Consider the following 20,182-nt stretch of genomic DNA (forward strand, 5'->3'; position numbering starts at 1 on the left):
AAAAGTACACTTACCATCCTTCATCACATCAAAGCGCCTATGCGTAGATGATTAAATGAAGTTATAGTTTTACTGCCTTTAGCGGAATCTAATATCGTCAATATTAATGGCAATCTCCACACTTTTAAGCATGGTCTAATTATTAATCACGGTGACCTTTACCAACATGTACAGACAAATTATCTACTTTCGTTATCCATACCATTAGCATCGTTTATTGAACGTGATGCTTTATTCTCCCATAGTTATCTAGACTATAATTTAATTCGGTCAAAAACTAAGTTACACCAATGGTTAACTTATTACTTAAAAACCAAATTTATCGATAAAACCATCGACACATCAATGGTATCTGACGTTATAACTTTATTACTAGCTGAAGCACAAATTAAATTACAACAACCTTATTTACCTGTTTGCAATGTTACTTCTAAATTATTGAAAAATATTTTGGTATTTATTAATAATCACATTACTGAACCGTTATTAGCCAAAATATTAGCCCAACGTTTTTATATTTCACAGTCTTGCATCTCAATACTTTTTTCCACACATTTACAAATGCAATTTAAACCTTATATTACAAGTTTAAAAATTAAGCAAGCGCTCATTGATTTATTGACTGGACAGCATAATATACATGATTTAGCACTAAATTATAGTTTTTCCAATGTTTCAACCTTTTCTAAACAGTTTAAAAAATATATTCAGTTACCACCTAAAAAATTTTTTTACTACTACAAGTATCACAATAATATGGATCAAGATAGCTTGACTATTTCACCTATTAGCCATCAAATATGTCTAAGTCTACATAACTACATGTATAATATTACGACACCTAAATCATATACTTTAGAGTTGCAGCACAATTATCCTACGATGTATTTCAAACCACCGCAGACGATTATAAAATTGGCAAATTTCCATGAATTTCTTAAGTTTACGCATACTCAGCTTGATTATTTTGACTTATCTTACCTCCCAAATCCAATTTTATATATAGAACATATTGAACACTCTATATTTAATACGATTGATAAAGCTTATTTTATTAAGTTGCTACATCAATTAAAAAGTTATAATTGCAGCCTTTTATTACCGGTAAACTCACTATTTATGTTTAATAAAATGAATGACAGTTTTCTTGTAGAACTTAAAAATGATAGTTTATGTCGAGAATACTTAAGCACTATACAACTTCTTTTTAATCCGCAACTTTTACCACTAAACAAAATTAGAGTTTTAAAAAATCTTATTTCACGGAAATATGCAGCAGTTAACTGTGGTTTATTAGTAGATGATTTCTTTCAAACCACTGACGTCACTCACAACCATATAGTGGCACACTTAAATGCCTTGCCTATGGATTTTTATATTATCAATATGGATTTAACGATGTTAGCGCAACAGTTAGCTAAAATATATAATATAGACTCAACTAACATAAAAAATATTATTGCCTATTTTCTCGATGATTTAGAAGAGCATGCACATAAATTAATTTTCATTCATTTAACCTATAATGCGTTGCAACAATATTACTCACCAACTACTAAAATCACGCATGCCCACTTAGTAGATTTTATTGTATCTTTATCTTCGCGCATACGTGGTTTAGGATTCCCGTTATACTGTGATAACCATAATAAATTAATGTTAATGACAGTGCATGAAAATTATTTACCAATAATGCATATTTACCAAATGTTAGCGCCTTTTATGAATTGTCATGTATGTCTTCATAACATGGGACTGCTTCGTAAACAACATCAAAATTATGAACTGTTAGTCCATAATGGAGATTTGATTAATAGTGATTCCGAAACATCTACTGCCCTAAATATTAATCATCATTTTCATACAACTTTTTCAGTTTTTAGCAAACTGTTAAATGATTCTTTTGGTTCAATTGATTATTTGTTACCATCAGCAAAACAAATGCAAAACTTACAACTCGACACATTTATAATTAAACAAATCAATCAATCAAACCATCCACAGTCACAGTATAAATTATTTTCCGTACATGAACCGTTAACATTTTCACTTCAATCAAATGCATTGTTATATCTCATATTAGCGCCTACTAAATAAAAGCCTGGAACATCAAGTTCATGGACAAGTAAAAAGAATCATTGTTCTTGTATCTGTCGGATTTTGATACACATCCTAATTTTATAAAAATATTTTATTATAAAATCACATATGAATCCGACGTATTTTAGCGAGATTCTTGAGGGAACAGGAGAAACTGAAGACTTCACACTAAGACAGTGTACGAGTAAAGCATGTACAAAAACTACCCACAAGATCGGAAACTTCTTCTGTAACCTCTTATTTTATTGTCAGTAAAATCTTAATTATTAGTTATCCTAAACGCTTTCTATAGATTGGCAGGGCTTTGGGACGACTCTTGCGGGAATAGCACTTGCCGAAGACTACAGGCTGAGGCAGTGCCCGCGGAAAGCGTGCACAAAAACTGCCCACAACTCCTAAACACAAAATAGCACTCAGGTGACTTGAATTAAATCATCTGAGTGCTATTTTTCTGATATTTATGTCATAAATTTTTATATTAATTATCAAACTCTAACTTAAGAGATGGTGTAGCAATAACAAAATCTTTTTTCAATACACTAGCTTTTAACTTGTCAGTAGTTGCTAATTCATACGTCCAACTATTTTTTGTTGGTTTCTGTGATAAATAACCAGTAACAAAGCTATCTTGATATAACAATGAAGCCATACCAGTGCTCAATATATAATTGAATTCAATTGGTTCGATTGTCACAGTTAATTTGCCTTTTGTTGTTACTTTTAACATGTTTGTTAATTCATTTTCTGTTAAATAGAACGATAAATTATCAAAGTCTTTCGTAAAATATGGCGTAAATCGATAATATTTGCCATTTTGTTGCACGATAGTACTTGTTTCTTTTGCATAAGGATATTTATTACGTTTGTTCCCTATACGTTTATCAATAGTCATATTACCTATACGCATTTCTAAAAATGCATCCCAAACCTTTTCTTTTAATAAATAAGGTACGACATCATTTAATTGCGTTGTAAACTTGAAGTTAGTTTGATTGTTCACTGTTAATGGAACATACACAATTTCCTTTTTATTACGTGATACCAATTTAAGTTGTAACTGATTGGCAATTTGGTTTGGATTAATCATTGATTTTAAAAATGTTAATTCTAATGAAAATTGTTGATCGTCAAAGTTGAATTGCGTCATTTTTATGTCCGGTTTAGTAACATTTTCAAAATCAAAAAACGGTTCATGTTGTGCAAACTGTATTTGCAATAAATTTTGGTTTGCTTTGAAGTTATAATAGTGACCATTGCGATAACTTTCTTCCACTATTTGATAATGGTCAAAATCTTTTTGTCGTGCATAATACAATAATGGACGGGTTGCAGCATTTACCAACGCATCTACTTCTTTCGGCACTCTTAAAATAAAGTCACCTAAAGCTTCAATCCATTGTTGTTGCTGTTCAGCTTTAATATTGAGCGAAAAGTTTTTTGTACGTGAAAATGAAAAATGTCGATCTATAAATTTAGCTAAAATTTCATTCGTGTGCTCTAAATTACGCTGTAATATTTCATCAACAATTAGTGACATCACTTGGTAAAATTCATTAGGTGCAACATATGCTGAACTCATATGTTCACCTTCTCTTTTCGTTGCATAATAATATGATTTGTCCGCTAAAACTGCTATTTTCTGAGCGTTGATATACGCTTTCATTGTAAATAACTGGTCTTCAGCACTCTTTAATTCTTCTGGGAAATAAATGTTATTATTACGCAATAAAGACGTACGATAGAATTTAGTTGGGCTTAAAGTATAAATAATACGTGAATCAAGCAAAGTAACTTCGTCTCGTGTTTCTTGGAACATCGACTTCGGTACACCTCTACCATTAACGCCTTCCATACGAACTAAGACAACGTCCGCATTATTTTGATTTACAAATTTTGACACATCCAATAATGTATCTTTGTGGATATAATCATCTGAATCTACAAAGAAGACGTATTCCCCTTGAGCTAAATCAAACGCTGTATTTCTCGGTTTTCCTGGTCCACCAGAGTTTTGATCTAGTTGATCGACTATTAAATTCAATTTCTTTTTGTAAGATTCGACGAGTTTAAGTGTATTATCTGTCGAACAATCATCTACTACAATAACTTCAAAATCTTGTTTATTTAATGTTTGTTTAACCAAACTATTCATTAATTCTTTAATGTATGCTTCTGAATTATATGTCGGTACTATTATTGAAAATTTCATGTTACAAAGTCACCCCTAATTTAAAAAACTGAAGATACACAATAATATAATACATCGCTTACTGGTGTATACTATTGTTATCCTCAGTTTATATTATAAAAACACCGTCTACTAACTGCCAAATAAGTTACGAACTAAGCGTTCACTAGAACGGCCATCTTGATATTTAAAGTGTTTATCTAAGAATTTTGGTACTTTTTCTTGTTCAAAATCTTCGTTATCAAGCGCGACGATTAAATCGTCAAATGATTCCACAATTTTTCCTGGAACAAAAGTTTCATACGGTTCATAAAAGTCTCTAGAAGTTATATAGTCTTCAAGATCAAATGCATAAAATAGCATTGGTCGTTTGAACACTGCAAACTCATAAACTAATGAAGAATAGTCACTTATCAGTATGTCTGTAACAAATAGTATATCATTTACTTCTCGGAAGTCTGAAACATCTATAAAATACTCTTGATACTCTCTAGGAATTGTTAACTTATTTTTAACAAATGGATGCATTTTGAATAATACAACTGCATTATTCTCTTTACAATAACGTGCAAATCGTGCAAAGTCGATTTTAAAGAATGGATAATGCGCAGTATGATGTCCATTCCCTCTAAACGTTGGCGCAAATAAAATTACCTTTTTGCCTTTTATTATTGGTAATGTTTCTTCCATTTCAGCTACAATTTGTTGTTCGTATGTTTTATCAAATAAAATATCTGTTCTAGGAACACCTGTAGGTATAATATTTTGTTCTTTAATACCAAAAGCTTCGCCATAAAATGGAATATCTGTTTCAGAAGAAACAAATGCTTTAGTGTAGTTACGGTGATTCACAGAATTAAAGAATGGACCACCTTTTTTACCAGTACGACTATAGCCAACTGTTTTAAATGCACCGACTGCATGCCATACTTGAATAATTTCTTGGCTCTTTCTAAATTTCACTGTATATAATAACGGATGGAAATCATCAACAAATATGTAGTCAGCTTTACCTAACAAATATGGGAACTTAAATTTATCAATAAAATCACGACGTGCAGAAATATTAGATTTAAACAACGCATGTATATTATACGTTTTATCTAAATTTTGTCGTAACATTTCATTGTATACATATTCAAAATTACCAGACATTTCAGCACGTGAATCTGAAGTGAAAAGTACAGTGTTTCCTTTTCTCAAATGGAAAAATTTAGAAACTCCAAATATGGTTTTAAATATAAAATTACGTATATTAAATGATATTTTGTTGTACTTCAAACGATACTCTTTTATTTTTTGTTGTATTAAACTCTCTTTTGGTTGAGGCGCCTTAAATGAAATATCAATAACAAATTCATTTACTTCATTAGAAATCATAGGTGTTACCGTATAGGTTGTTTTTTTAGAATTACCACCTCTTTTAAACACATGTTTGAAATATTCTAGTAAAAAGTTATTTTTGCCATTTTTCGTTTCTAACTCTTCATATTTTTCGATGTCTGTTTCATCTAATTCATACTGAGTAGGATCTAGAAGCTTATGATTAATGTTAGCTATATAATCATATTCTCCACGGTACACAAGCAAATATTGCCCAGATGGTAAATAGTTGCCATCATTCAATATAGCAACATTAAAACGTGCTTTAAATGTTTTTCCGCTAATCTCTACATTATTTGCAGGCAACACTTTGGTTTCTGTTAAATTTCTTAGGATAAAATTACGTTTATTTAGCTCTTGTGTAGCATTTTCTACATGTCCTTCAATAAAAAGCTGAATACGCTCCCAATATATATCGTCAATGATTATCTTCGATTTACTCAATTTTAAAATCCTTTCTTATGCAATTGCATGGTCGTGTGCGTTACTTTGCAATATTTCAATATTACATCGTCCATTTTATAACAGTTTTCCCCCATGATGTTGATAAATCCTGTTCAAAAGCATTAACTGCATCATTTATCGTTTTAACTTCAAATTCATTTCCTTTAAGCAGCGATAATTTATCTACTACATCTGGATGTGCTTTATAAAAGTTCGCGACATCTTGAAAATCTTGTGCACCGCTTCTACTACTTCCAATCATTGTAATACCCTTTTCGAGTACAAGTCGGGTATTAATTTCAACTGGATATTCACTGACACCCAAAAGCGCAATACTGCCTTCAGGTGAAATTAAATCAATTATTTGATCAATGGCAGATTGACTTCCTTTACCACCTACACACTCGAAGCCATGATCAAAAGTTACATCTTCTGGCACATTATGAATATGATATACTTGCTCCACAAATGAAAAATGGCTCAGCTTAAAATCAGTTTTACCAAATACATAGATTTTCGCTTCTGGGTATAATTTATGTAATAAGATGGCAGTTATATAGCCTAAATTACCATCACCCCATATACCAAAGCTATTTTTATTTTTTATTGATTTTCGTTCAAAACGTTGAATCGCATGCCAACTTACTGAAACGAGTTCAGAGTAAGCAATCGTACTTAAATCAATATCATCTTCCACTGCAACAACACGATCGTGGTCTAAAAAGACATAATCCTGCATAAAACCATCATAACCACTCGATCTAAACTTACTACTTGGCAAATAGTTTTCCGCAATGACTTCATCTTCTTCGACAGGCATATTTGGCACCATTATAACTTTAGTCCCAATTTTATACTCGCCTTTACTATCATAAACAACTTCGCCTACACCTTCATGAATTAAAGACATAGGTAGTTTTTTTTCTAGCACAGTTTGATTTCTACTACCTGTATAATAGCGTTGATCTGCTGCACAAATTGATAAATATAACGGACGTACAATAACTTTGTCACGTGTTATATCCTCATTATTATAAGTAACTTCAATTTGTCGTGGTGCCACTAATTGATACACTTGATTAATCATATATCATCCCACCCTTAATGATAGAGTTTGCTACTTTAAGATCATAAGGTGTTGTTATTTTAATGTTGTATAATTCTCCTAATACTAGGTTTACTTTTTTGTTAGACACAACTAATATTTTGCAAGCGTCTGTGAGAATTTTTTTCTCATCTGCACTTAGCTCATTATAACTATCACGTAATAAATTTATATTGAAAGATTGTGGCGTTTGCCCTTGATACATCTTATCTCGAACAGGGATTTCATCAATTACCTGTCCACCTTCAGATGTGATGATAGTATCTGTTGCTGTTATAACTGTATCTACTGCGCCATATTTAATAACATTATCAATATTTTCTTTAATAATACGTCTTGTTAAAAATGGACGCACTGCATCATGAGTAACAATTACATCTTCGTCTGTAATTTTATGGTCTTGTTCTATAACATTAATTATACTCATAATGGTTTCATTTCGATCAGAACCACCTTGTACCACTTCTACACGCTCATCTGTAATATGAAATTTACGTAATGTATCTCGTGTATGTGAAATCCATTTTTGAGGCGTAGCAATGTATATTTTATCGAACTCACTCGTTAATAAAAATTTTTCTACTGTATGCACAATGATTGGCTTCCCATCTAAATCTAAAAATTGTTTTGGTAACGGAACATTCCCCATTCTGGATCCGACGCCACCTGCTAATATACCCGCATATATCATATGTATTTCCTCCTCTGTAATAATTCATTTAAGTACACTATCAAACATGTATACCGAAAGCTACTTGTATTTTAACTCCATATATACCTTCCATGTCCTACCTAGACAGTTATTTTGTTCAAGTGACTCAAAAAAATTTAAGTTGTGTTAGGCTTGTGATTATCATCATCATACCAATTATCATTTTTCTTTGCTAGTTATATCCATTTAATTTAAACCTATTTAAATGGTAACTATTTACTATTATTAAAGCATAGATACTGGTTTCACTTGTAATTGAATAATTGACTCACCTTATATGTCAACATCTCGATTAACTAAATATACGTTATACTATTCCCGATATTTATTAAAATAAAAGTTGTTCAAATAAAAAACTTCTATCGCACTAACCATTCGGTTTGTACGACAGAAGTCATTAAAGTCTATATTATCTGTTACCTACGTCTTGTCCTATTTCAACAGTCTTATCATTTTTATTGTAAATGACACCTTGTACACTGCCAAAGTTTGGATCATTACGCTTTTCTTCTACACTATATCCAAGACTTTTGAAGACATTAATATCTTCATCACTCATAGCATTTTCATAAAATACAGTAGATCCATCATTATAAAATCTCGGTTTATCGATAGATTCTTGTAAAGTCCCATCACCTCTTAAGTAATCAACCAACACTTCATTAAGCGTTGTAGGTATTTTGTTACCACCAGGTGTTCCTATACCCATATAATAATCGGATCCCACCACGATAGAAGGTGCTGTGTATGACCGTGGAATCTTATGCTTACCATGGAAGTTAGGACTATTCGGGTTGTTAGAGAAGTTAGACAATGAATTATTCATATAGAAACCTTGTTTCATATATTTACCTGAGCCAAAGAAACTAGATAGTGTGTTTGTTGTACTAGTCATTTTACCTTGCTTATCTACTACAACAAAATGAGTTGTACTCGTGTTATCTATATTATTTGTATTGAAGTCACTACCCATACTAGTATTCATATTCAACTCATTTAATTTACCAAGTAAGTAATCTTGTGATAAATATTCATCATAATCTTGATCTTGTCCATTCACAATGTCTCTATTGCGATACATTAAAGCACGTGATTTTAAAATACCTGTAATATAATCGGTACGATTTTCGGGTGTTGTAGCATTACCAGTTGCTTCATCCACTTTTAAACCTTGTAACATTAATGTCCCACCTAATGGGTTAGAGGCAGAGTATATTTTATGATTTAAGTACGTCGTACTCACCGGTTCTTTCTTTTCAGTTTTATAACTTTCAAAATCTTTTTCTGTTAATTTATCATCTAATTGACTGGATATTTTATCACCAATTTCATCATAAAAATATTCTGGACCATTGTCGCGAATACCTTTTAACGTTTTAGCTAACTCCGGTTGTTTGATGACATCACCTTCGCGTTTTGTTTTTTCATCATCAAAGAAAGGAGAATCTCTATCAACATCAGAACCATAAAGTTTCAAACTGCGTTCTAATTCTGAATCTACTTCAAAACCTTCTTCGGCTAATGGAATAACATGATTTAAAATATCTTTTTCAGACATTTTCCCAGCATCTTTATGTACTGTATGCATGCCATCTACAAATCCTGGCGTACCAATTTTATCCCCTTTTTTATATTTAAAAGAAGAGATATCTTTATATTGCCACTGTTTAGGTGGTACATTTTCTTGTCCATCATAATACAACATGGCACCACCGCCACCTAAACCAGAAGAGTGAGGCTCAGTCACCGCCAATGCATATGAAACACCTATTGATGCATCAACTGCGTTACCTCCATCTTCAATAATTTTATTACCCACTTTGGTAGCAATAGGATTGTTTGACGCTACACCATACTTCTTATTCGCATTTGTTTGGTTATGATCTGCAATTTTATTTTCATATAATTCATCTTTATCATAATTATCTTTTTTGGTAATCATAAAAAAGAGTATCGATATAAGCATAGTTAAAATCAATATGACGATGAGTGTTTTCTTATTGTATATACTCATATTAGCTTGCCCCTTTAGATAAATATTGATGGTGTTTAGCTTCTAGTTCGTTTTGTTCATATTTATCTAAACCTTCATTGGCATTTGCAAACACAATCATCAAGAAAATAACTAAAATGATTGAAATTACCGTAATACTTAACCAATTATTTTTTAGGTTCATAATGGTAGCCTCCTTTCTCTTTTTTAAGATTAATAGTGTCACTTTCAAGTGTGTTTAATAATTTCTTTTCTTCTACCTTATTTGGATTTGCTTTAGAAACTTTTCCAGCTTTCGAACGTAATGGGGTTACTTTAAAGTCTGATGTTTTACCATTCCAATTTTGTTGTACTGCTAATCCTTGTTGGTTTTTTGAAAGGAAGTTTTCAGATGTTACGTTACCTAAACTGTAGAAGATATCAGTATCTTTATATTTTTCAATTTCTTGTACTACTGTATTATGGCCGATAATAACATCTGCACCAGCATCTGCTAACGCGTGCGCATATTTTTGTTGGCGTGTTGTTACATGTCTTTCATCTGGTATCCCCCAGTCAACATTAACTACAACATAATCATTTTGTTCTTTTAATTTCTTGATTAACGGTATAAATATGCTTGGTTCTAAACTAATTGATGTTGTATTTTTTAATGTATCACTGTAATCTGACTCAATATCAGTAAAGGAGACATTAGCTACCTTTTTACCTTTAATATCTTGTTGTACTGTTTTACTATTGATTGGATTAGAACCATTCCCTGTTAAGAAGTTATATCCTGTCTGTGCTTCAACTGCTCTTTGTAAATCTCGTGCTTGCACGTTATCTAATGTTTCATTTATCAAATTAACACTTTTCATATTCAATGATTTCAAATACATGATATTATCAATATTTTCTTGCATATTCACTTTTTGATCATCTGAAAATTGGGACAAATGTAAACTAGTTGTTGAATAATCACTTCCTTTCAAGATATCTTTAACTGCACCAAATGTGTCATTTAGATTATTTTTTCTGATATGGTCATTCATATTGATATTTCCTAGATAAGTCATCCTTAATTCATTATTAGGTTTAGCCATTACTTCTACTGGTGTAATTTTTTGTGCTTTCATAGCAAATATCAATAACACTACAGCAATAATCAAAATAATTGAAGTGTACATCAAATTATATTTTTTATGCCGCTTCGTCCATTTCAGAACACGTTCATCTATTGTAAATCGTTTTGATTTCTTCATATTCCATGCTCCTAACTAGTTGATAAAGCTGTAAAAGAATAGGATGACATATGTAATACATGTCAGTAACATACATGTAGATAATGTGATAATTGCACCTTGCTTTTGAATTGTATTCGCAATAATGCCAGGAATTACCACCCCTATGCCGGACATTTCAACCATCTCAAAGGGGGTTATGGGGTACATCAAGTCAAATATAAATTTCAGTACCATACCAGTTAAAATCATTGCCGCAAACTTCCTACGGCCGTATAAAATAACCACCCTACTAATTCCATGATTGACTATAAAATATGTAATACAACTGATAATTAATACTGATAATAACATTATCGGTTGATCGAAAATTAACGCTAGATAACCAGGAACAACTAAGCCCGCTGGACTAATACCAAATTTTTCTGCAAATAGTAGACTTAAGACGATGCCTACAAACAATGAAAAGTATAACTCTGAACCTATCATATTATTTTATCCCTTCTATGAATTCTGCTATTTTTTTACCTGGGCCATGAATATTACCCACACAGAACACTAACGCATTTTCACATTCTTGATATAACGCTTGTTCTATTTCTTTAAAGTCACTACCTTCAAAATTCAAATAATTTTTTTCTGGATATTGTCGCATCACATCAGTAACCATTTGCGTACTTTTACCTGTACAAATCAACGTATCAAATGGCACATCTTCGATAAAATTTTCAGCAAATGCTTTTGTTCTATCCACCCTATCCGCACGACAATTCAAAATAATAATCCGTTTACTATATGGATAGTTATAAGATTCAATTTTATTTAAAATAGCTTTAGTTGATTGTGGTTCGTTGGCTGCAAAAGCGTTAACATAGACATTAGTTGTTTGATTTGCATTGAAATATTTCACTTCAACTGCTCCAGAATCTGGCGGTGCATCTAACATACCTTGTAGTGCTACATTTCTATCTATACCTAATGCCTCTGCAACTCCCATAGCAATCGCAACATTATCAGGGAAAACTAAATAATCAAACTCTCTTAAAAATGATTCAGGTACTTCATCTTTATCTACAACAATAAGTTTCGTTTTACGTCGTTTCGCAACTTTGGCGAAATATTCCGTATAGTCATCTTTCATGACAACAAGATGTCCTTTATACGGTATGGTTGCTGTAAATGCCTCAGCAACTTCCTTTAATGTAGGCCCTAACACATCCATATGGTCTTCCATCACATTCACAATAACTCCAATATTGGCTTTTACCAAATCCCTTTGGAATGTGATTTGATAGTCTGGGTTAACCGCCATACATTCATTTACGAGTGCGTTCGCTTTTTGTTTTACTACTTTGCGAATAATATCACGTTGCTCACCTATATTAGCCCCTTGTGGCTTTCTATATACCGGATATTCTCTTGGTGTAAACCAATACAGCATACGTGCATCTGTGCCAGTAGTTTTACCAATGACTCGATATTGATCTTCACGTAATGTTCCATAAATTAATCTTGTAATAGTGGATTTCCCCCTAATACCATTAATATTAATTCGAACCGGGATTTTGGATAATCGCAAGGAATGTTTCTTTTTTTCTACAATTCCTAACCATAATATTAAGCCAACGCAAATGATGATAAGTAACAAACTTAGTCCCTCTCTTCGTTAAACACAGTAATTGTATTGCTTTTATTTTAAGGTGAAAAATTAATTGCCGACGGTATAAACGACTTCGTGAAATATTTAAATCGTAAATAATTAATTTCTACCATCTATTAACGCTATGCTACCATGCAGTTATTTAGCTAGTTTTAATCGTATAAATTACAAGTAAATAAATTGTAAAGTTAAATTTACAATTCCATTTAATATCTTATCAACACTAATTTAATACGACTTTAATAATCATTCAAAAAAATGAAAATAATTTTTTAATTTTTAGAAGGTAAAATATAAAGCAATAAAAATTCACTTCAAGAAATATAATTTTTACTAGATTTTTACAATCAATTAAAGTTCACGTGTTACCTTTAAGTTGAAACATATCATATACTTATTTTGGAGGTAAACATGAATAAATCTGTAAAGTTAGCTGTTGCAATTTATCTTGGTGCAATTCTAATTGTTTGTGGTGGTTATTTGATTATGATTTTAGTCGGCAGTGTCCAAGGAAATGATATGCGAGGTTCTGTTTTGGATGCGGATAACACAAAAAATGTTGAAAACATCGATTACAATGAAAGTGCAACTAAGAAGACTAGTGTTAAATTAAATGCTTTGCCTTCGACTATTGAATTACCAAATGAAGTAAAAACTAATATTCAACAAAATACAACGGCGTCATTCAGTCAGCCTGCTTAAAATATGATATAAACATTCCAGATTATAATATACAAAGTATTGAACGATTCCTTTTATTTTATATTTATGATTATTTTTCTATATACTAGTAATCAAAGGTTAAATTTTATAAAACAAAGGGGATTTTTATATGAGTAAATTTAGTGAAAATGAAAAAGTTCAAATTTTGAGAGATTTAGTAGAAATTAAATCCGTAAATGACAATGAGCTGGAAGTATGTAACTACTTACATCAACTGTTTTCTCGTTATGGTATAAAATCTGAAATTATTAAAATAAATGACACGCGTGCGAATCTTGTAGCTGAAATTGGTTCAGGTAGTCCTGTCTTAGGTGTTTCTGGTCATATGGATGTCGTGTCAGCTGGTAATGAAGAGAAATGGACGTATGATCCTTTTAAACTTACTGAAGTTGATGGGAAATTATACGGTCGTGGCTCTGCTGACATGAAATCTGGTTTAGCTGCTTTAGTAATTAGTATGATAGATATTCATGAACAAGGTTTATTAACCCAAGGTACACTCCGTTTACTCGCTACTGCTGGAGAAGAAATAATAGGTGAAGGTGCGAAAGCATTTCACTCAAAAGGTTATATGGATGATGTTGAGGCACTATTAATTGCTGAGCCTTCCGAAGATCGTATTATTTACGCACATAAAGGCTCTATGGATATTCGTGTCAGCTCTAACGGCAAAGCGTCACATAGTTCTATGCCTGATTGGGGCTTCAATGCCATTTCTCCATTAGTAGCATTCATCTATAAAGCAGAAGAACAGTTTTCACAATTTAACCAAACTAATGATTTATTAGGTAAACCCTTAATGAATGCCACATTATTCAGTGGTGGTACTCAAGTAAATTCTATACCTGAATACGCTGAAACTGAATTTAATATTAGGACGATACCTGAACATGATAACAAGCAATTTATATCCTATTTCAATGATATTCTAAAACAAATCGAAACAACTCAAACAGACATTACAATTGATACTTATATGTCTAGACCTCCTGTTTATACTACAGGTGACAATAAGTTAGTGAACTTAGCATATGAACTGGGCCAAACGTATTTAAATACTGATTTAGAAACATTAGCTTCTCCTGGCGTTACTGATGCTTCTGATTTATTAGTAGGTAAAGATGAAAACTTCCCATTTATTATGTATGGACCAGGTTTAATAACTCAAGCACATCAAGTAGATGAGCATGTGGACAAAGAAAAATATTTAACTTTCATTAATTTATATACAGAATTTATTCCACGCTATTTATCAGCACATTAAGACACAAAATAGGTGACTGTTTTTGAGACGCTATAGTTTGCGTCTTAACGACAGTCACCTTTTAATATATTATAACTATAAAATTATTGCGTTGTTGCGCAGTCTCACCTTAAATTTAATTGTCGCAGTTGAAACTGCTTTGGTGTTTCTTGATAGTGCGCTTTAAATGCTTTAATAAAATAACTAGTTGTGGCAAAGCCACAGTTCATAGCAACTTCTGTCACAGAATATAATGGTAATAACAATTGTTCTTTACTTTTTTCTAGTCGATAATTTAATAAATAGCTCAATGGTGTGTAACCTACATATTTTTTGAAGAGCTTGATGGTCTCTGCTTTGCTCATATGTATGTGCTCACTTAAATCAGTTAATGTTATCTTATGATGATAATTTTGTTGCATCAATGTTATCAAGTGTTTTATACGATAATCAAATTGATAACGCTGTTGATTCACATGTTGACCCATGTAATCGTATAACCATTTTAAGCAATTATAATAGTAGTTTAATATCGTTAGTTGATAATGTGTAGACTGTTGATCATACGTTTGACCTGCATTTTTAATAAAACTAAGTATATCTTCATATTTAGTTTCACTTTGACGAAGTACAATATATGGTATGTGCTGGGTATGTTGCAAAATATAATCTCCATATTCAAATTCTACATATTGACTTATGTGAGGTAACTCCACATTCCAACAGTAATATTCAGTATATGGTTGTTGTTCAGCTATTTCATGGATAATATTAGAATTAATAAATATCCCGTCTCCTGCATTCAAATAATGCTTACTTCCACTAATGTGTACTATCAATTCACCTTTTATGACATACATAAATTGTAATGCGTGATGCCAATGTAAAGGTATATAACCAAACATAATATCTGTCATCACATTATGCAGTATGACATGTTTCCATTGCTTATCTGGATAGTGTATTAATTCTTCTTGTTGTTCATTTATAATGATTGGCTCCGGCATGACCTCACCTCAATATTTTGCTATTTTCGACTCATTTTTAAGTATTTTATCAAAAAATATCTGCTTATAATATAATTAACTTACATGATTGGAGATAAATGATGTCATATTTTTTTACTAAACGATTTCTTGGCATTTGTTTTGCTATTATTGGTGCAACATTTTGGGGGCTCGGAGGTACTGTATCTGATGAACTTTTTCGTCATCATGGTATTAATATGAACTGGTACGTCACGGCTAGACTAACCATTAGTGGAATTCTATTATTGTCGTTATATAAGCTTATGTATAGACGTCACTCACTATTTGCTATTTTCAAAAACAAATCAACCTTACTTGCATTGATGTTATTTTCAATATTGGGCATGTTGTTGGTTCAATATTCATATATGGCTTCCATCAATTATGGTAATGCTGCCGTTGCAACGTTATTACAATATATCGCGCCAGTCTACGTGATTATTTGGTATGTAATACGCAAAAAAGAAGTTTTGCAACTGTTTGATATTATTGCCATAGTATTAACTTTAACCGGTACATTTTCATTGTTAACGAATGGATCTATTAGCCAAATCGTTGTGGCCCCACCAAGTCTTATATGGGGTATAATTTCAGGATTATCGCTTGCCTTTTATACAATATATGCACCTAGACTGCTTAATAGTTTTTCTCCCATTTTAGTTGTGGGTTGGGCTATGATGCTGTCAGGTATACTCATGAATTTTCAAACACCTATTTGGCATTTCAACTATGAGAGTTTAAATTTTGCTACGATAAACTACTTACTATTCGGTATTATTGCTGGAACAACTATTGCTTTTTTCTTTTTCATCAATAGTTTGCAATATTTATCTGCCAAAGAAACTACGCTATACGGTACTATCGAACCAGTGGTAGCAGTAGTTTCCAGTGTTTTATGGTTAAAAATTCAATTTTTGCCATTCCAACTTGTTGGTATGTTGTTGATTTTAATTTTGATAGTTATACTATCATTAAAAAAAACAGCCTGACAGCTAAGAAAAACAAGGATTCAGTTGAACATTAGTAAGTTCACTGAATCCTTGTTTTTCTATATGTCTTAATTCTCTTAATCATATATCCATACTAGCTCATTAAGTAGTTTAATCTTAATGTTTACTAATAATATTTTTTAATTTTACTAATAGTTGTTGTCGTTCTGGTATAGGGAATATTTGATGAATATGGAATAACTTATAACCAGGTAAAAAATCATGCGTAATATTTTGTTCATTTAACATATTGGACAATTTGACTGCATCCGGGTACAGTGTTTCTTTAGTTCCTATTGATATTGTAATATGACCTAAATCTGTTAAATCGCCATTAATCGGAGATACTTTCCAATTGCTGAGTGGTAAAGAGTCAGCCCATAATTTTAAGAAAAATTTACTGCCATCAATACCTAACATAGGATCTATATGTTCATATAATCTTGCTTGTGGATTACTAAATGTTGCATCCAACACTGGTGATAATAATACTAAATTGCTTGGTTGCGGTAATTGCAATTGTTTCAAATATTGCGCAAACGATAGGGTAAGTTGGCCACCAGCCGAATCACCCATTATCGTTAGTTGATGTGAATGTTCTACTTGATGCAACATCTTACTATATAGTGCCTCCAATAAGTCAAAAGTATCTTGGTAAGTCCCATGAGGTACCTTAGGATATATCGGCATAATGACTTTAGCATCCATTGTCGATGCTAATAAATCTATATATTCAAAATGTTGCTTTAATGGATTTTGGAACCATGCACCACCATGTAAATATAGTATAACGGGTTGCTGACGTGATTGTTGTTGATTAATCACATATACCGTCGAACCATGAACTTGTTCAATTAAAACTTCATTATTAAAATCATAGCTTGTCCCTTTATAAGGTGCTTTTGTCGTATTTTCAACTTGCTTTAAAGCTTGTTGAGCCGCTTCTACTGTCATAAAAGTACGTTTCATATTCGTTATACGAAACATCATTTCATATAAAAAACTAGAATAACTCCTTTTCTCTAGTATTTTAGCGTAACCGTAAGATGCTAAAAATGTTGCACTAGTAATAGCTATTAATTTTTTTATCATACATAAACCTCCATACAAACTATTACCTTTATTTTAACTAATTTTGCGATCAAATATTAGTCAAACCCCTTTAACGTTACTAAATACTCTCTATCACTTCACTCATTTGCCCTTCTAACAGTTTTGCCATATATAATTCATCATGATACAAACCATCCATATAAACTGATTCACGTTTTATACCTTCAATTTTAAATCCAATTTTTTCATAAAAATTGATAGCTGGGCTATTATAAGTAATAACCGTCAATTCTAAACGTCTTAATCCTCGGGACATAGCCCATTGTATACTTTCATTAAACATTTTTGTGGCAAATCCTTGTTGATGAAAATCTTCCATTAGTCCTGTATGTATATAACCAATATGTTTGATTTTTTTAATTTCACTAATATGAACAGATAAATAACCAACAATAGTATTATCATTTTACTTTACACCGATATAGTAATTTTCTGCTAAATCTTGATATAGATTCGAAGATTCGAAAGTTCTTTCATCTGGCAAGTACAACATGTATTGTGATTCTTGATCTTTTTTCTTCATACAATGATATAAGTTAATAGCTTCGTCTGGTGTTATACGTTCTATTTTCATCGTTAACCCCCATATTCTATTTGATAATACTTATATCATACATGATACAATTCAATTGTGAAACATTATATTTATTTTAGTGATGACCTGTAGTCGCAAAGGGAGTGGGACAGAAATCTGATTTTGAAAAAATGATTTCGTCGTCCCACCCCGGCAAGGATGACTAGTATTGTAAAAAGCTTGATTTGAAGCGCATTTTCAATGCATTCACCTACTGCCAATATGAAAAGAGACTAGGACGAATCTATTTTGTCCTAGTCCCTACACTATATACACATAGTTTGAATTTTGTAAAAAAATAAAATGATTATAACACTTTCTCTAATGCTCTAAACTGTTATACATTAAAGATAATTGCTTTTCAAATTGTTGCATATCAATAAACCTGCCTTGACGATGCATTTCTTTGCCATTTAAAAAAATCAAATCTACAGGTACTGTAAATATTGTAAGTTCTCCTGCTATAGCTTCAACTTCACTTTGATTAATGATACCAAAAGCGACATTGGGATATTCACTAACTACACCTTCTATTTGAGGTAGCACTGCATGACAAACACTACAATTGTCTCTCATTACATGAACTACAGCAATTTCATGGTTATTTATAAATTGATAAAATGCTGTAACTGAATTTAAATTTATCGTCATTGCTTACACCTTCTTTTGTCAGCTATATTTTGTGAAACATTCATGACTTACGGTACAACTCACATATGCTTTCAGCGCAGCGGATTTTTTCAAAATAAGTTATGACATCTCACTTTAGTCATAAGTCTTTTGCGACTTTGGAATAAATACAGCACGTTCACTATTACCCGGGTAATAATATCCATGAGGCACTGTTTGTAATTCTATCAAACTCCCCCATGGAGTTTTAATGTACACAGTTTGATTATCTGCTGTGTCTTCGTATTTAGTATTGCTATGAGGTTCAGAAATAGGCTGTCCTCCCGCTTTTTTTACACGTTGCAATGCAGCTTCAAAATTATCAACATAAAATGAAATATGTGTAAAACCGATATCTTGTAATCGCTGTGCTGGTTGCTGTTGCGCATTTTCAAACTCGAACATTTCAATATTAGGTCCATTACCAAAAACCATCATACGTTTTTTGACAATTTGAGCACCCGGTGTTAACCCAAGCACATGTTCCACAAAATTTCCATCTCTTGGTGGTTCTAATTTTGTTTGGCTATCATATGCGATTTGTCCTTCTAATGCATCAGTAAAAAAACGTGTCGCATCATCAATATTAGGTACTGTCAAACCAATATGATTTATTCCTCTAGTTATAGACACCTTTAACACCCCTAACATCAACGCTTGATTAATCTTACATTTTACCTTTATTTAAATCACATTACAGTTCAATTTCATTAAGTAAGCGTCTAACCTATTATAGTTTGCTTCTATTTAATAAATATTTTTACTATCAGTATACAATTTGTACCTACCATAACATCGTAACTATAAATACACATTAATTCCGCTCATAGTTTTTCTACACACCATTTACAAATTATAATTCGTTGTCTATATTCTCATCTAATAAACTAAACACAGCATTTTTAGAAAGATAACCAATTTTTTAATTATTTACTTGTCTACTTGACTGGGTGCAGTTCATTGATTTGTTCCAACCTCTTTTAATATTGGCAGTAGCTGACTGCATTGAAAATACGCTTCAAACCGAGCTTTTTT

19 protein-coding genes are annotated in these 20,182 nt (G+C 31.7%); 4 read left to right on the forward strand and 15 right to left on the reverse strand.

What is annotated here, in order from left to right; genetic code table 11:
• Positions 1-345 precede the first annotated feature (345 nt).
• Entirely contained in the window at positions 346-2,097 is a 1,752-nt protein-coding gene (locus JVU85_RS00825) for a helix-turn-helix domain-containing protein (RefSeq protein WP_204171581.1), read from the forward strand.
• Between the two features lie 481 nt (positions 2,098-2,578).
• On the opposite strand, the gene JVU85_RS00830 is transcribed toward JVU85_RS00825, so the two are convergent.
• From JVU85_RS00830 to pgsB, 9 genes are all read right to left on the reverse strand, one after another.
• Positions 2,579-4,309, reverse strand: a complete 1,731-nt coding sequence (locus JVU85_RS00830) for a glycosyltransferase family 2 protein (RefSeq protein ID WP_002509557.1) — start codon at positions 4,307-4,309, stop codon at positions 2,579-2,581.
• A 111-nt stretch (positions 4,310-4,420) separates the two neighbouring features.
• Positions 4,421-6,115 carry a teichoic acid ribitol-phosphate polymerase TarL gene (tarL, locus tag JVU85_RS00835; protein WP_204171582.1) on the reverse strand — a complete coding sequence of 565 codons (1,695 nt, stop codon included), beginning with the start codon at positions 6,113-6,115 and terminating at the stop codon, positions 4,421-4,423.
• Positions 6,116-6,176: 61 nt separating this feature from the next.
• Positions 6,177-7,202 (reverse strand): ribitol-5-phosphate dehydrogenase, encoded by a 1,026-nt coding sequence (locus JVU85_RS00840; RefSeq protein WP_021459590.1) that lies wholly within the window; start codon positions 7,200-7,202, stop codon positions 6,177-6,179.
• Entirely contained in the window at positions 7,195-7,911 is a 717-nt protein-coding gene (locus tag JVU85_RS00845; protein ID WP_002509560.1) for a D-ribitol-5-phosphate cytidylyltransferase, read from the reverse strand. The genes JVU85_RS00840 and JVU85_RS00845 overlap by 8 nt, the downstream gene beginning before the upstream one ends.
• Positions 7,912-8,341: 430 nt before the next feature.
• Positions 8,342-9,946: a gamma-glutamyltransferase gene (locus tag JVU85_RS00850; protein WP_107374072.1), complete on the reverse strand. Its 1,605-nt coding sequence runs from the start codon at positions 9,944-9,946 to the stop codon at positions 8,342-8,344.
• Position 9,947: 1 nt separating this feature from the next.
• Entirely contained in the window at positions 9,948-10,109 is a 162-nt protein-coding gene (locus JVU85_RS00855; RefSeq protein WP_002509562.1) for a hypothetical protein, read from the reverse strand.
• Positions 10,093-11,169, reverse strand: coding sequence for a CapA family protein (locus JVU85_RS00860; protein ID WP_103388555.1), 1,077 nt, complete (start codon positions 11,167-11,169; stop codon positions 10,093-10,095). The genes JVU85_RS00855 and JVU85_RS00860 overlap by 17 nt, the downstream gene beginning before the upstream one ends.
• 15 nt (positions 11,170-11,184) lie before the next feature.
• Positions 11,185-11,637, reverse strand: coding sequence for a poly-gamma-glutamate biosynthesis protein PgsC (gene pgsC / locus JVU85_RS00865; RefSeq protein ID WP_021459592.1), 453 nt, complete (start codon positions 11,635-11,637; stop codon positions 11,185-11,187).
• Position 11,638: 1 nt separating this feature from the next.
• Positions 11,639-12,796, reverse strand: a complete 1,158-nt coding sequence (gene pgsB, locus JVU85_RS00870; RefSeq protein WP_002509565.1) for a poly-gamma-glutamate synthase PgsB — start codon at positions 12,794-12,796, stop codon at positions 11,639-11,641.
• Between the two features lie 423 nt (positions 12,797-13,219).
• Between pgsB and JVU85_RS00875 the strand changes: the two genes are divergently transcribed.
• Positions 13,220-13,510 (forward strand): hypothetical protein, encoded by a 291-nt coding sequence (locus JVU85_RS00875; protein ID WP_204171583.1) that lies wholly within the window; start codon positions 13,220-13,222, stop codon positions 13,508-13,510.
• 130 nt (positions 13,511-13,640) lie between these two features.
• Positions 13,641-14,795, forward strand: a complete 1,155-nt coding sequence (locus tag JVU85_RS00880; protein WP_002509567.1) for an ArgE/DapE family deacylase — start codon at positions 13,641-13,643, stop codon at positions 14,793-14,795.
• Positions 14,796-14,899: 104 nt separating this feature from the next.
• Here the strand turns inward: JVU85_RS00880 and JVU85_RS00885 are convergent, their stop codons facing one another.
• Entirely contained in the window at positions 14,900-15,781 is an 882-nt protein-coding gene (locus JVU85_RS00885; RefSeq protein ID WP_204171584.1) for an AraC family transcriptional regulator, read from the reverse strand.
• Between the two features lie 98 nt (positions 15,782-15,879).
• Here JVU85_RS00885 and JVU85_RS00890 point away from each other — a divergent pair, with 98 nt between their 5' ends.
• The gene (locus JVU85_RS00890; RefSeq protein ID WP_481906198.1) at positions 15,880-16,791 is read left to right on the forward strand and encodes a DMT family transporter; all 912 of its coding nucleotides are present in this window, start codon (positions 15,880-15,882) and stop codon (positions 16,789-16,791) included.
• Positions 16,792-16,908: 117 nt separating this feature from the next.
• On the opposite strand, the gene JVU85_RS00895 is transcribed toward JVU85_RS00890, so the two are convergent.
• The 5 genes from JVU85_RS00895 to JVU85_RS00910 form a co-directional block, all read right to left on the reverse strand.
• Positions 16,909-17,883, reverse strand: a complete 975-nt coding sequence (locus JVU85_RS00895) for an alpha/beta hydrolase fold domain-containing protein (protein WP_204171586.1) — start codon at positions 17,881-17,883, stop codon at positions 16,909-16,911.
• 79 nt (positions 17,884-17,962) lie between these two features.
• The gene (locus tag JVU85_RS13900) at positions 17,963-18,298 is read right to left on the reverse strand and encodes a GNAT family N-acetyltransferase (protein WP_343283662.1); all 336 of its coding nucleotides are present in this window, start codon (positions 18,296-18,298) and stop codon (positions 17,963-17,965) included.
• A 12-nt stretch (positions 18,299-18,310) separates the two neighbouring features.
• The gene (locus JVU85_RS13905; protein ID WP_239441150.1) at positions 18,311-18,478 is read right to left on the reverse strand and encodes a hypothetical protein; all 168 of its coding nucleotides are present in this window, start codon (positions 18,476-18,478) and stop codon (positions 18,311-18,313) included.
• A gap of 321 nt (positions 18,479-18,799) precedes the next feature.
• The gene (locus JVU85_RS00905; RefSeq protein ID WP_103388552.1) at positions 18,800-19,129 is read right to left on the reverse strand and encodes a thioredoxin family protein; all 330 of its coding nucleotides are present in this window, start codon (positions 19,127-19,129) and stop codon (positions 18,800-18,802) included.
• A 114-nt stretch (positions 19,130-19,243) separates the two neighbouring features.
• Positions 19,244-19,780 (reverse strand): VOC family protein, encoded by a 537-nt coding sequence (locus JVU85_RS00910; protein WP_142019367.1) that lies wholly within the window; start codon positions 19,778-19,780, stop codon positions 19,244-19,246.
• Positions 19,781-20,182: the final 402 nt, after the last annotated feature.

The organism is Staphylococcus sp. GDY8P72P (genome assembly GCF_016890655.1).
GTDB classification, from domain to species: Bacteria; Bacillota; Bacilli; order Staphylococcales; family Staphylococcaceae; genus Staphylococcus; species Staphylococcus arlettae.